At 53.2% G+C, this 13,618-nt stretch carries 11 protein-coding genes; 5 read left to right on the top strand and 6 right to left on the bottom strand.

The window, feature by feature from the left end:
- Positions 1 to 422: 422 nt before the first annotated feature.
- From ACRDCA_RS01035 to ACRDCA_RS01015, 5 genes are read left to right on the top strand one after another with little or no spacing between them, the layout of a single operon-like run.
- Positions 423 to 1,889 (top strand): amidohydrolase family protein, encoded by a 1,467-nt coding sequence (locus ACRDCA_RS01035; protein WP_438687916.1) that lies wholly within the window; start codon positions 423 to 425, stop codon positions 1,887 to 1,889.
- Between the two features lie 32 nt (positions 1,890 to 1,921).
- A complete protein-coding gene (locus tag ACRDCA_RS01030) occupies positions 1,922 to 2,242 on the top strand; it encodes a YtcA family lipoprotein (protein ID WP_438687915.1) in 321 nt (106 codons plus the stop codon).
- Positions 2,243 to 2,254: 12 nt separating this feature from the next.
- Complete coding sequence (gene mdtN / locus ACRDCA_RS01025; protein WP_438687914.1) at positions 2,255 to 3,304, top strand: multidrug transporter subunit MdtN; 1,050 nt, start codon at positions 2,255 to 2,257, stop codon at positions 3,302 to 3,304.
- Positions 3,288 to 5,177, top strand: a complete 1,890-nt coding sequence (locus ACRDCA_RS01020) for an FUSC family protein (RefSeq protein ID WP_438687913.1) — start codon at positions 3,288 to 3,290, stop codon at positions 5,175 to 5,177. The genes mdtN and ACRDCA_RS01020 overlap by 17 nt, the downstream gene beginning before the upstream one ends.
- Complete coding sequence (locus tag ACRDCA_RS01015) at positions 5,174 to 6,655, top strand: TolC family protein (protein ID WP_438687912.1); 1,482 nt, start codon at positions 5,174 to 5,176, stop codon at positions 6,653 to 6,655. The genes ACRDCA_RS01020 and ACRDCA_RS01015 overlap by 4 nt, the downstream gene beginning before the upstream one ends.
- 296 nt (positions 6,656 to 6,951) lie before the next feature.
- Here the strand turns inward: ACRDCA_RS01015 and ACRDCA_RS01010 are convergent, their stop codons facing one another.
- The 6 genes from ACRDCA_RS01010 to ACRDCA_RS00985 are packed head-to-tail and all read right to left on the bottom strand — an operon-like array spanning position 6,952 to position 13,611.
- The gene (locus tag ACRDCA_RS01010) at positions 6,952 to 8,211 is read right to left on the bottom strand and encodes an MFS transporter (RefSeq protein ID WP_438687911.1); all 1,260 of its coding nucleotides are present in this window, start codon (positions 8,209 to 8,211) and stop codon (positions 6,952 to 6,954) included.
- Between the two features lie 39 nt (positions 8,212 to 8,250).
- Positions 8,251 to 9,543, bottom strand: a complete 1,293-nt coding sequence (locus tag ACRDCA_RS01005) for an ATP-grasp domain-containing protein (RefSeq protein WP_438687910.1) — start codon at positions 9,541 to 9,543, stop codon at positions 8,251 to 8,253.
- Between the two features lie 31 nt (positions 9,544 to 9,574).
- Positions 9,575 to 10,204, bottom strand: a complete 630-nt coding sequence (locus tag ACRDCA_RS01000) for a CDP-alcohol phosphatidyltransferase family protein (protein WP_438687909.1) — start codon at positions 10,202 to 10,204, stop codon at positions 9,575 to 9,577.
- The gene (locus ACRDCA_RS00995; protein ID WP_438687908.1) at positions 10,201 to 11,487 is read right to left on the bottom strand and encodes a pyridoxal phosphate-dependent aminotransferase; all 1,287 of its coding nucleotides are present in this window, start codon (positions 11,485 to 11,487) and stop codon (positions 10,201 to 10,203) included. The genes ACRDCA_RS01000 and ACRDCA_RS00995 overlap by 4 nt, the downstream gene beginning before the upstream one ends.
- Positions 11,484 to 12,317 carry a sugar phosphate nucleotidyltransferase gene (locus ACRDCA_RS00990; protein ID WP_438687907.1) on the bottom strand — a complete coding sequence of 278 codons (834 nt, stop codon included), beginning with the start codon at positions 12,315 to 12,317 and terminating at the stop codon, positions 11,484 to 11,486. The genes ACRDCA_RS00995 and ACRDCA_RS00990 overlap by 4 nt, the downstream gene beginning before the upstream one ends.
- On the bottom strand, positions 12,271 to 13,611 hold the full coding sequence (locus tag ACRDCA_RS00985) for a hypothetical protein (RefSeq protein WP_438687906.1): 1,341 nt from the start codon (positions 13,609 to 13,611) through the stop codon (positions 12,271 to 12,273). Before ACRDCA_RS00985 ends, ACRDCA_RS00990 begins: the two co-directional genes overlap by 47 nt.
- Positions 13,612 to 13,618: the final 7 nt, after the last annotated feature.

Raw genomic sequence — 13,618 nt, 5'->3', positions numbered from 1 at the left:
GGGATCATGCCAAACCGCCATCCTGTGCTCTGCAAACGCTTTTGGCCATGATTTCAAGTCTAGGACAGGATGCCGTAAAAATAAAATGCATTCTAAAACAAGCTGTTTGTTAATAAAGGGGGTGGCGTTGTTTTTATTTATGTAATTGAAAATAAACAACAAATTTGATTGATGAATTTTTTTGATGGTTGAGGGAAGGGCGTTGGTATCGACGTTACTCTCGCGGAATTAATCATTATTAATGAGAATTTCCTTTTTAATAGCAAGAAATAGCTTTTAATTTTGCTGGCTAGCGGTTTGTTCATCGGCATATGAAATTATTGTAAATTAACGTATTGTAAGGATTTCGTTCTACAATTACTCTAAACCAGACCTGCAGTTACCCGCTAAATCGGTTTGATTTTGATTAGGAGTGATGTTTTATGCAGTTAAACCCGATAAACCCGCCTGTCTGCGAACATTCTGAGGCTTGCCTATGCCATAGCCCGGCATTTTTACGTATTAATACGGTGCTCACCCGCCAGGCAGCGAAAGCTCCGCCGATAACGGCAGCAGCGGTCGCAGCGGCAATACCGGCAGGGCAATCACCGCATTCCAATGCAACTACCAGCACCGCACAGCTTAAAGCCTTTATCAACGTACGGATTTTTGATGGTGTTTCAGACCAGTTGCGCGAGGGATTGCAGGTTATCGTTGAAGGCCACAAAATCAAATCAATCGAACCCGCGGATACGCCTCTGCCGCCAGAGGCAACCCTGATAGATGGCAATGGCGGCGTGTTGATGCCCGGTCTGATTGACGCGCACTGGCATGCCATTATGGCGCGCCCATCCATGATGACGGCGATGACCGCCGATTTTAACTATATCCAGGCACTGGCGATTGCCGAAGCACAGGCAACGCTGTTGCGTGGGTTTACCACGGTGCGTGATATGGGTGGGCCAGTGTTTGGCTTGAAACGCGCGATTGATGAGCAGATTACGGTGGGGCCGCGCATTTACCCGTCTGGGGCGTTCATTTCCCAGACCGGTGGCCACGGGGATTTTCGCATGCTTAGCGAAGTACCGCGCGCACCTGGCGACTCCCTGAGCTATATCGAGCGGGTGGGAATCACCGCCATTGCCGATGGTGCCGATCAGGTATTGCTGCGCGCCAGAGAACAATTGATGAGGGGCGCTTCCCAGATCAAATTTATGGCCGGCGGTGGCGTCGCTTCGCTCTATGATGGCATCGACGTGACCGAAGGTTCCGTACCCGAAATCCAGGCTGCGGTGACCGCTGCGGAAAATTGGGGGACCTACGTCACCGTTCATGCCTACACGGCCCGTGCCGTTACCATGGCCATCAAGGGCGGAGTGAAATGTATCGAACATGGCCAGCTGGTGGATGAGCAGACCGTCGAGTTAATGGCGCAACAAAATCTTTGGTGGTGCCTGCAACCCTTCCTGGATGATGAAGACGCCGTACCGATGGCCAATCCGGCGTCACGCGCCAAGCAGCTGGTGATGTCCGCCGGAACCGATAACGCCTACCAACTGGCGAAAAAGCACCGGATTAAAACCGCCTGGGGAACCGATACTCTGTTCGATGCCCGGCTTGCTACGCGCCAGGGGGCTCAACTCGCCAAGCTGATCCGCTGGTACACGCCGCTCGAAATTCTCAAGATGGCAACCAGCGTGAATGCTGAACTCTGTGCGCTCTCTGGACCGCGCAATCCCTACCCCGAGAAATTGGGGGTGGTAGAGGCAGGGGCTTTGGCGGATATGATTATTGTCGATGGCGATCCGCTTACGGATATTCAACTGATCGCCCAGCCCGAAGAAGCGTTCCGCATGATCATGAAAAATGGGCAAATTTATAAAAATACGCTGGACAACAGTGCAGCTTAGCATCGCACCGCATTGCGGCTTTGGGGGATAATATGGCAAGCGCAAACACCTTGGGTCAGCGCGGGTGGCCTGCTTTTTTTCGTGTAGGAAACAGGCGTTACGGGGCGTTGGCTTTACTACTGGCAAGCACCTTTGGCCTCATCGGCTGTCGTGACTTTGGTGCCCCAGCCTTCTCTCTGTTCGGCTCCTATTTCCCTGCCTGGCTAGCCTGCGCGGGGATTGGCATTGTTGCCGCGATAGCGGCTCGGGTGCTGCTGATTTTGGCGGGAATTGACGAAGTCCTGCCATGGCGATTATTCGTCTATACGTGCCTGGCGCTCGCCGTAGCATTTATGTCATCGCTGTTATTCTAAGTGCGCTAAAAAATGAACAGGTTAAAACAACAAGGCAATAAACGTCGGATAGCGATTGTCATCGCGGGAGTTATCGTTATTGCTGCCGCGATTTCAGGGTGGCTAACGTTACGTCAACACTCGTTAAATCCTATGTCGGAGGACACGGTCATCGGTGCCAGCGTGGTGAATGTCAGCAGCTCCGTACCTGGGCGTATTCAATCCATTAATGTGACAGAGAACGGCAAGGTGCAGCAGGGTGAGGTGATGTTCACCCTCGATCCCACGATTTACCGTTTGCGGGTCGAGCAGGCGCGGGCGGAATTGCAGATGGCGCAAGCTGCCTGGGACACCCAGCATCGCACGATGATTGCAGAACAGTCGAACGCGGCGATCACCGATGAACAGGTAAACCGCGCGCGGGCCAACCTCAAGCTGGCAACTCAGACGCTGGCGCGCATTCAACCGCTGCTGGGCAAGGGCTATGTCACCGCCCAACAGGTTGACGATGCCCAGACTGCCAAACACGATGCGGAAATCAGCCTGAAACAGGCGCTGAAGCAAACCGTCGCGTCGCAGGCATTAATCAGCAGTGCTGCCGAGTCTGAGGCTCTGCTCAGTGCACGCCGCGCCGCATTGGCCATCGCCGAACAAGAGCTGGCCAATACCCAGATACGCGCGCCGCACAATGGTCTGGTAGTGGGGCTGAATGTTTCGGCGGGGGAATTTGTGGTGCCGGATCAGGCGGTATTTACACTGATTAATAGTGACCATTGGCACGCTTCAGCATTCTTTCGCGAGACTGAGCTGACACACATCAGGCCGGGGGATTGCGCCACGGTGTATGTTATGGCCGATCGCCAGCGTGCGCTTCAGGGCAGAGTGGAGGGTATTGGCTGGGGGATAAGCTCCGAGGATCAGTTTAACATTCCACGTAATCTGCCTTATGTCCCGAAATCACTGAACTGGGTGCGGGTCGAACAGCGTTTCCCGGTGCGGATCAGCCTTAAGGATCCGCCGGCAGAGTTGATGCGTATTGGTGCCAGCGCGGTGGCGATTGTACGAGATGACCATGGCTGCTGACAGTACCTGGGGCAGAATGCTGCATCAGGTAAAGCGTGATTTGGCCTATTTCCCTGGCCGATTGGCGTTGGCCTGGCGGGTCGGTGCTCTGTGCGCATTAATGACGCTGGTGGCTATGCTGTACGGCATTCCCGAATCAGCGATCAGCTGCTATCTGATCTTGTTCGTGATGAAGCCAGATGCCGCCGAAAGTATGGCGATGGGCATTGCGGTAACCCTGCTGGTTTCCGTAGTGGTGGGGCTGATCTTGCTGATCCTGCCCTACACGCTGGAGTCTGCGCCGTTGCGCATGGCGGTGCTGGTGCTTAGCTCTTTCGCTTTTCTCTGGCTAGGCTCGGCGAGCAAGCTCGGGCCAGTGGGCAGCATTATCGCGTTGGTGATCGCTTTTATCATGTCGTTGCTTGGCGATGCTCCGAATGGCGAGTTGGCGGTACGTGCGGTGCTGTATGCCTGGCTGATGGCTGCGTCACCGATGCTGCTGTTGGTGGCTTTTAATCTCTTTATCGGGCGGCCACCCTGGAAACTGTTACGCGCGAGCCTGGCTGAACGTTTAGAGGTTGCCGGTGCGGCATTACGTCAGCCGGATGCCGTCAACCTGCGTAAAGTGGAGGAGTTAATCCGGGAAGGGCAGAGCGAACATCAGCAGCGCGCGATGCTAGTGCGCATTTTCCATCTGCGCTCTGCCGCAGAAGCTGCCTGGTTAACCGCTGCCGTCAACGGGAGCTATCGGTTGCTGTTGGTCATTTCAGCCCTCAATAAAACCGCACCGGTGTTAACTCTCCCTGAACAGGCAGACTGGTGCAGTAGTGCCGCCCAGGCTATTTCCGCAGGCCGGGTGGTTGAAGCCCCAGCGTTTAGTCGGAATGGGGAAAATGACGCAATCAATCGCGCGCTGGTGCAACTCGCTACGCCAGATAGCGCGGTAGACAGCAACGCGCCAAAAGCTGCGTTTTTTGCCTCCGATGCCTTTACCAATCCTGTCCATCAGCAATTTGCCTTAAAGACCACGGCGGCCAGCGTGATCTGTTATCTCGTCTATACCGCACTGGACTGGCAAGATATTCATACCGCCATGATCACCTGTTATGTTGCCGCACTCGGTACGGCGGGGGAGACGGTACACAAATTGACGCTGCGCATAGTGGGCTGCCTGATCGGCGCATTAATGGGCGTGCTTTCGCTGATTTTTATTGTCCCGTCGCTGACCGATATTGGCCAGTTAATGGCGCTGGTCTTCGGCGCGTTGCTGCTCAGTGCCTGGGTATCGAGTGGAAATGAGCGCATTGCCTATGCGGGAATACAAATCGGGCTGGCATTTTTACTGACCGTGCTACATGGCTTCAGTCCGAGTACCGATTTGGGCGTCGCGCTCGACAGGGTGCTCGGGATCCTGCTGGGGAATCTGGTGGTGTATTTGATATTCACTTATCTGTGGCCCGTCGCCATTGCCGATTTTGTCCGCACTCGTATCCGTAGCCTGCTCGCAGGGCTAAGCAGTCTGGCAGCGCTGTCGCCAGCGGACCCGCCAGCAGCGATAAGGCAGGCGGCAGCGGTTGAAGAAGAACTCACTCAGGTGCGGGAGGCGCTAAGGCTGGTGCCTTTTGAGCCAAGGTCGCTACGCCCGTCGCCTGAAGAATACCGGCGTTTGCAGGACATCCTTGGTGAAATGGAAAACCTCTGCCCGGCGCTGTTTTTACCCGTTGAAAAGTCCTCCTCCGATATGGAGCGACTTAGCCGACTCTCGTCGGGTGGGAGGGGGGATAACCCCTCAGTACTTATAGCCGGTCATCACGATTTGTCACCGCAAGCAGCGTTAGCCGTTGAACGTGAGATCCAACAAAGCATCAGGCGACTTGAGGAACTTTTAGGATGAAGCCGCGTACCAAGATTTTCAGGCTAACCACGCTTGGCACCGTGGCGGTGCTGTTTTTATTAGCTGGCTGTGCCACGGACTCGTTGGAGTTGGCTCCGGTGAACCCTTCGTCTCCCTGGTCACCAGACGGCATCCGCAGTAATGAATTTGTGGTTCCGGCCAACCCGGCGGTGGCGGAACTCCCTGCGCCACCTGCGATCAACCAGCAGCAGACCTACCAGTTACCTGAGCTTATCAACATCGCCCAGATGCAAAACCCCGATACCCGCATTGCCTGGCAGCAGGCGCGGCAGGCAGCGCTGGGCGTAGGCATGGCCGAAGCGACTTTTTTACCGATGATTTCAGCCAGCGTGATCGGCGGTTATCAAAGCACGCGAACGCCGTTACCCTATGATATCGGCGACCAACACGATCTGGATACCTCCGGCAGTGCCGTAGTGCCTGCACTGGCATTGCAGTGGTTGATCTTCGATTTTGGCCAGCGTAATGCCTTGCAACAGGCGGCCAAGCACACATCCTATGCCGCCAATGTGGCGTTTAACGGTATGCATCAAAAGATTATCTATGATGTCACCCGCAGCTATTACCAATATGGTGCCGCGCAATCACGCCGCAAAATAGCGCAGGAGACGCTGCGTAATAGCCAGAAAATCCTCGATGCAGCGCTGGCTCGTAACAAAAATGGCGTCGCGACAACGGTGGAAGTGGCACAGGCACGCCAGCAGGTCGCGCAGTCGGAACTGAATCGCGTTGTGGCGCAGGGTACGGAACGTGATGCATGGCAGGCCTTGCTGGCAGCCATGGGTATCTCTGCCTCATCACAAATCAAAGTTGGTTATGCAGAGGATAAATCCCTGCCGCAGACGGCCAGCGCGCCAACTCAGCAGATGATTAAGCTGGCGCTGTCCCAGCGGCCAGACGTGCTGGCAACCTATGCCACGGCTCAGGCCGCCACCGCAGGTATCAAGGCGGCAGAGGCGGACTTTTTGCCCAAAGTCTATCTTGCCAGCGCGATCGCGGGTGGTGATGGGCGCTTTGATATGCAGGGGTTGCCGCCGATTGGTCCGCAAACCTCTTCCTCCAGTATTATCCTGGGCGTTAGCGTACCGCTTTACGATGGCGGATTACGGGCCGCCCGCGTAAAAGAGGCCGAATCACGTGCCGCCGTGGCAAACGAGACCTTCCAAAAGACGCAGGAGGCGGCGGTTCGGGAAATCATAGTGGCTGCCGATACGTTGCAATCCGCGTTAGAAGCCAACCAGGCAGCACTGAACCTGGTAAAAACGGCGTTTATTACCTACGACGCCGCGCTGGAGTCTTATCGCAACGGGGTAGGGACCATCACTGTGGCCAATGAGGCGGCCAATGGCTTGCTCTATGCGCAACAGATGAGTACCGATGCCCATGCCGCTGCATTGATTGCGGCGGCTAATCTGGCTTTTGTGATGGGCAGGATGACTCATGTTGAGTCGGAGTGATACTGGAGAAAACCGATCGCCCTTGAAAAATGTGATGTCCTTGTACTTGGTACCGTTCATCTGTGTGTCACACGGAATAGGTTTCACATTTTCATTGCAGATCTCCAGGTAGTAAAAAGTATTATGCTGTTTCCCTCTTTAGCAGATATTCACGCAATATCTTGCGATCTGAGCTGTCAGCACCTATTACAAGCTACCCGTTATTGAGGCGACGCTGTTTATCGGTAGTAGTGAAAGGGCTAATGAAGTGGAGATCGGCTAGCCTGAGGTACGTAGCGCCGAGGCAGCGGTTAAGCTTAGCCGTTCTCACTAAGGCGTTCAGGAGATGTTTCAGTGCAGAGTATGGCCGTGCTTTTACGGTACGAACACCAGATGCAGGCTAATCCGAGCAAACAAGCGGAAATAATGACAAATCGGCTGTTGATCAACTGCGAAATCGCTCCCCCCAACAGGGCTGCCGGTGGCATGATCCCCCAGGTGATGAAGCGAAAGCTGGCGTTGATCCGGCCAAGCAGGAATTCAGGGCTAACCAATTGCCGGAGGCTGATGATATTGACTACGCCGATAGATGAACCCCAACCAGCGCAAAACAGAAATACGCCGAGTAACAGCTGATTTTGTGGTGTTGCTGGCGCCACGGTGCAAATAGCCAAAGTGAAAAAGCTGTAGATTATCCCTCCCACCATGATGCTTCGCCCGTACCCCAGCCGTTCACTGGCCTTGCCGGCACAAAGCGCGCCGATCAATCCACCAAGCCCCTGTAGCCCAAGAATCAAGCCGACCTGTGTGGTGGCAAAGCCCAGCGTGCGGGTGAGATAAACCATGATTTGCGGAGTTGCAGCGCAGGCGTAGATATTCCACATCGCACCGATGATCACCAGACGACGTAACGGTGGTGAATGGAAAAGGGTGTTGATACCTAGCTTGATTTGGCTGAGGCTTGACGGATAACCACCTTCAGGAAGCATCGGTTTATTTTTGGGTACGGTCAGGATCATGCCAGTGCCAACTAGAAACAGCAGGCTGTTCAATGACAAGGTCCCGAGAATGCCGATAATTTTTAACAGTACGCCACCTACTGCGGGCCCGACCAACTCTGCCGCACCGGCAATGGCCGCCAGAGCGCCGTTGCCTTTGGCAATCAGCCTTCCAGGTACCAGTGCAGGGATATATGTCCAGTAAGCCACTTCAAAATAGACATTTGCTGCACCGATGATAAAAACCATTGCCGCAAGGATCATCACTGACAATGCGCCAGACCATACGATAAACATGATTGCCAGCAGCAACATGACCCGCAGAGAATTAGCGAAAAACAGAATAGACCGGCGCTCCCACTTATCTGCACAAACGCCGGCGATCAGGCTGAAGAGAATAAAAGGCAAACGTTCACTGGCGGCGAGTAAACCTATCTCAAACGGTGTCGCATCAAGAAAGGTTATGGCGATGAGTGGTATGACGATAATGACTATCGCCGTGCCCAACTGAGTCGCAATATCACCCATACAGAAGCGTACGAATGCTGGATAATGAAAAATAGAATCCCGTATCGTCATAACGGCTTCCTTAACTCGCCTGTGTTGATGCAGTAGGCCTTATGCAAAGTATTTTGCTGTTTCCAATCCAATCAACGCATCTATTTCGTTTAGGAAATCATGCCCTTTTTTAGCGACTGCCAGCGGGGTTTCAGCAAGAATAATCACATGCCCCATAATGCTAAAGTTGCCTTCGTAGCGCCCAATCTCTTTGCCAGCAGAGATATTCAACGTATTGTGCGGTATCTCGTAGCGAGCCAGTAGTGTATTGAGCTGTTCTGGTCGGAAGGCGGAGGAGATGGTGCCGCCATGTCTGGCCGCTACAGCAAGAGTAATCCCCGCATGGGTAAAATCATCGTCGTTTACTTTGAGCGGTTCCCCCAGATGCAGACGGATCAAATATTCGAAAGGGTCGTGGCCTGTCTGGATCTGATACATGATTGGCGACACGCTACCCATCATTCGGGCATTGATTTCCACCAGGACCGGGCCATTGTCGGTTAACAGTAACTCAACGTGATACAAACCAATCTGAATGTTCAGGGCTGAAAATACGGCCTGTAGATAAACCTTCATCTCTTCACGCGTTTGTTTCGGCAAGCCGGAAGGCATTACCGCCGCCAGTTCCAACAGGTCGTAATAATGTGCACGGTAACGAGTGGTGGTGGCGTAAAACATGACCTTGCCTTCACGCACGATCACCTCCGCGGAGTGCAGGGTGCCGGTGACGTATTCTTCGATGATATATTCATGGGACACTACGCTGTCAATCAGGGCGCTGTTGGTTCGGTCAGTCTTTAGGGTAGCGACATAATGATCGAAATCACCCTGCGTGCGGCAAATAGCGGAAAATTGTTTGGCAAAGCCACGGATGGGTTTTACTACAAACGGCAACTTGATTTTTTTTGGCCCTTGTAACAGTTCATCTTCATTTAACACCTCAAAATCTGGCGAACGGATACCGTTGTTCTTTAAAATGGTACGCAAGCGATCCTTGAATATCGCGTTGCCCAGACCTTGTGGGCTAGGATAGCGCGTTCCCCATTTTTCAGCCGCACAGGCGGCCGCCATGATGCCTGTCTCCGCCGAACTGATCACCGTGTCGAATGGGGTCTCTTTCACCAAGCGTTCAATCACGGGGAAAAGATGCTCGTTTTCCAAGGTATCTACTTCGATATAACGATCGACATCCCCTAACTGATTAGCCAGTTTTGCTGGGTCTTTCGACATGATACTGACGAAGCTGGAAGACTTGGTGGGATGAATAAAGGTGACCTGATGGCCGAGGCGCTTAGCGCTGCGAAAGGCGTTCAGACCGGTCGGCGTGCTGTCGATAAAGATAACGTGAGCCATAAGCATTTCTCCTTGGAATAAAAAACAGGGGCTAATTTGGCAAACCGCAGATCATCAGATTGATAAAGAACAGCACGCTTAGCGCTGTGATGCAGAAAGTCGTGCTGGGCATGCGAATAGGAACGCAGGCGATTTGCAAAATAGAAATAATGGCTGCAATGAGCAGCACCAGACCGCCGGGTAAATAACCGGCCGTATGCAGCAATAGCATATTGGTGATAATAAAAGCGGCATAAGGTGTTTGCAGACCATAAGCACTCTCATCCCCCAATCCTGCCTGCAGAGTAAAGTGCGACAGGCGTACGCAGCCAAACAGAACTATGGATGCCGAAATAACGCCAGCCAACAGGGGGGTATTGGCAAATTGCTGAAACAGCAATATTGCGCTGACCACGTTGAAATTCAGCATATCGGCCAACGTATCGAACTGTTTGCCAAATGCTCGTTTCTCCTGCTGATGAGCATAAAAACGACGAGCCAGATAGCCATCAAGGTGATCGAGCAAAATCGCGATAAACACCAACAGGATTGCCCATCCCGAACGCTGGATGAAAATCAGCATCAACGCTACGATCCCTGCCAACACATTGATAGCGGTTACCAGATTCGCGCCATCCAGATATTTACCGGGCATCAGCCAATGGTGTGGTGTGGACATCATGGCAATTCCAACTTATGAGTTAATGTGGAGTGGTGGCCGTGGGCTAATCGCTTAAGCGCGGTGTGGAACGTCGGTTCATCACAACACAGAACGGCCCTGATATGGTCGGCGCAGCTTTGCCCGTAAATAATGCCGGGGACCGTAGCAACTTGCGCAACCCGCAATAAGTAATCTGCGACGCTCTCGCCCACGGTGGCAAAACGTTGCTGCTGCGCCAGCGGTAAACGCTGGTACAACCCTCGAACGCAGGGAAACAAGAACATTCCCCCCATTGGTGAACGTGGCCAATTGAACCCCTGTGACGGTGTTAACTGCTGCTTTGCCTGGCGTATGCGTGAGTGAAGCATTTTCTTCCTGTCCGCCAGCCAATCGTCAGCCTGCGCATCCTGAAGTATGCGCAGGGCAATCTGTTCATATTGGCGGTTAACGCCAAGCACCAGATAGTCGTGTATTTTGCTGGCCGTGGCGATAAATTCGGCGCTTCCGACCAACCAACCGATGCGCAGGCCGGGAATGCCGAATTTTTTGGAAAAGCTGTTGGCCAGAACCGTCCTGCTCGCCTGTGGATCAAAGCTGCGTGCAGGATAATGCGGACGCTCAAACGTCATACTGTCATAGACCTCATCGTGAATAAGCCAGGCACCGCAGCGTTCTGCGCATTGCATTAGCCCTCGCCACTCATCAGCCGACAGCACATATCCCGATGGATTTTCCGGGGAATTGACAATCACCGCTTTTGCCCCGCCGAGTTGGTGTCGGAATACGGGGTCGCTGTCAATCAAACTGGTGAATTCTGCATTGCCAACCGGGCGCGAAAAACGCCGAGGTTGACGCCCGAGAGCTAGCAGAGTGCGTTCATATAACATATAAGAGGGATCGGTGATCGCCAGCGTATCACCGGGATCCGAGCAGCACAGAATCGCCAGTGCGACGGCTTCAACGCCACCATGAGTGATTAAAACTTCGGTTGTAGGATTAACCTTGAGGTTATAACGGCGCAGGTACCAATCAGCAATTGCTTGACGTAGTGCCAGGGATCCCAACGAGTGCTCATAACGTTTCGCTGAAGAAAGAAATGCTTCCTGGGTCAAATCGATCTGGGCAATCTCTGCCAGCAAATGGGCTGGCGGGCCAAATGCCGGTTCGCCGATACTCATATTAATGATATCCGGATTGTCACGCGCGGCCTGCGAGATAGCTTTAGACGCGTAAACGCCGATGTTGGACAACGTGCTGTTCAGCCGTGCTGCTTTCACCTGATTTAATGCGTTAGAGTCGCTCATGAGGTTAATATCTCCTCGGCCAGGCGGGCAGCACGTTGTAGGTCGTTTGGATTGTCCACTTCGATCCAGGGGCGGCCAGCAGCGTCAACGTAGGCTGTGGGAAAACGCGAGAATGCTCGTTCGAAAATGTTATAAAGCTGCATTTCCCCCTCAAACGTCAGGACACTCAGCGCATCGACGATAAACTGCCGTGCCGCCTCGCCTAATTTTACGCAGCAGATAAATTCACCGATAGCACCATCGCCTGGTTGGTTTTTTGCTGTTCCGTGCTCAATAAACAACAGATGTTCAACTTTGCCATTTGGCGCAATAACCAGCGTATCGATACTGGGATTTTTGCTATCGGAGTCCAGCGCAATGCAAATTTCGGCTGAATTGTCTTTTATTTGCTGCAGTAGCGACGGTGGGATAAGTAAGTCGCCTTCATAGTAAATCACCGGTCCGGGTTGCTGACTGAGGGCTAGCCAGGCGCTCCAGTCCAGATTACGGGATTTGAACTGTGGGTTGTGTGAAACAATAAAATGGCTGCTACGCAATGATTCAAACAGGATCTGTGCGACTTCTGTGGCACCGTGCCCCAGAATAAACGTTTTATGTCCTATACCAGCGCGCTTAAAGGATTCGAGTTGATAATCCACAATTCGCCGTTTCCCCAGCATCAGACAGGCTTTATGCCGTGATGTGGTCAGTGGCAGTAGCCTGCTGCTTGAACCCGCCATTAAACATGCAAGACGCATTTTAAATCTCCTTGTGTCAGTCAGCCTCCGGGTGGCAGGCTGGATGTTAATCAGCGCGCTCCAGACCGGTTGACCAGCTTGCGCCTTGTGCATGGTTAACCACGACCGCTTCACCGTGATAAGCCTCATCACGAGAGAAGGTACCGGTGTAACAGCCATCAATGATGATTGGGCCAATGCACACCATTCTTGGATTGTTGTGTTGATGTGGCAGGGTATAAGTCCATATATCATCAACAAGCCGCTGCAGGACAAAGCAGCCGCCTTCTGTTAGCTGATGTTCCAGTTGCGCACGCCATTGCAGAGTCGACATTTGTCTGCCAAACATCACCTGGTAACCGCACAGGCCCAACCCTGGTTTTAATACCAGATCGTCCTGCTCACGTATTGCTCTGGCCAAGTTGCCTGGCGTTAAAATAAAGGTGGAGGGAATGTGGGCATCGATCAGCATGCGTTCATGTCCGGTGAACAGTTGGGCATAATCGGGATCGGTGAGAAAGGCCAGGTTTGCTTTGTTGTCGTAAACCGCACAACTGGCTGGTGCGCTGAACAGGTCTATCTGGCCCTGGTTTTCCGCTGCGATCAACTCTGCAATAAACGCGTTGTCGATGTTGTATTGCAGTTGTTCGGCGTATACCAGGTCGGTAAAAACGATGTCGATTTTTACGCCAAAAGCGTAGACACCTGTTGGGGTAAAATGGACGTCCGCCGGTTTGCCGGTCAACAGTCGAAAACCTCCCCGTCGGGCCATGTGACCGAAGTCAGGCCAGCCAAAATTGTCTTCCGGTATCTCGTCCGGGTCGTCCAGTAATTCCAACAATACCGGCTGGCGATCGTCCGCCAGTGGTGTGCGGTGGCGGTGCAATGCTTCGGCCCAAAGGCGGCCCATATCTGGTGCATAGAGCACAATCCCTGCATCTAGCAACCGCTGGTTGAGAGGATCCTCCCGCAAGGCAGTAACATAACGGTCGCAAATGCCTAGCCCGCCGAGTGAAGGGGTCACGTTCATTTCAACCAATTTGAAACCTTCGTGGGTCAGCAACGCGTCTGGCCTGGCAAAGAGCCGCGCGCGCTCTAATAGCGGTGGCGTGCAGAAAGTCAGGATGTCTTCACGTTGTTGCGGTGTTAGGCATTGCGCAGCAAGAAAGCTCGAATAATCCCCGCCGAACAGGCGCTCCGGCAGGCTGAAAACCATGGACAAAAGCCGCGCAGCGTCGGTACCTATGTTTGTCAGATGGCCGGGTGGGAATACCGCCGGTGGGAAGGTGGCACGCCAGTCGCCGGGGTGTATCTTAAACAGTGCCTGGGAAAATGCGTCAGCGGGCTCGCCACCCTTCTGCATGGAGTAAAAGTCTATAATCTGTTGATCAAGAATATTTTTAAGCATCTTTCCC

It is taken from the genome of Serratia sp. (in: enterobacteria), from assembly GCF_051654945.1.
Taxonomy (GTDB): Bacteria; Pseudomonadota; Gammaproteobacteria; order Enterobacterales; family Enterobacteriaceae; genus Chania.
This window is presented reverse-complemented; position numbering and strand designations above follow the sequence as displayed.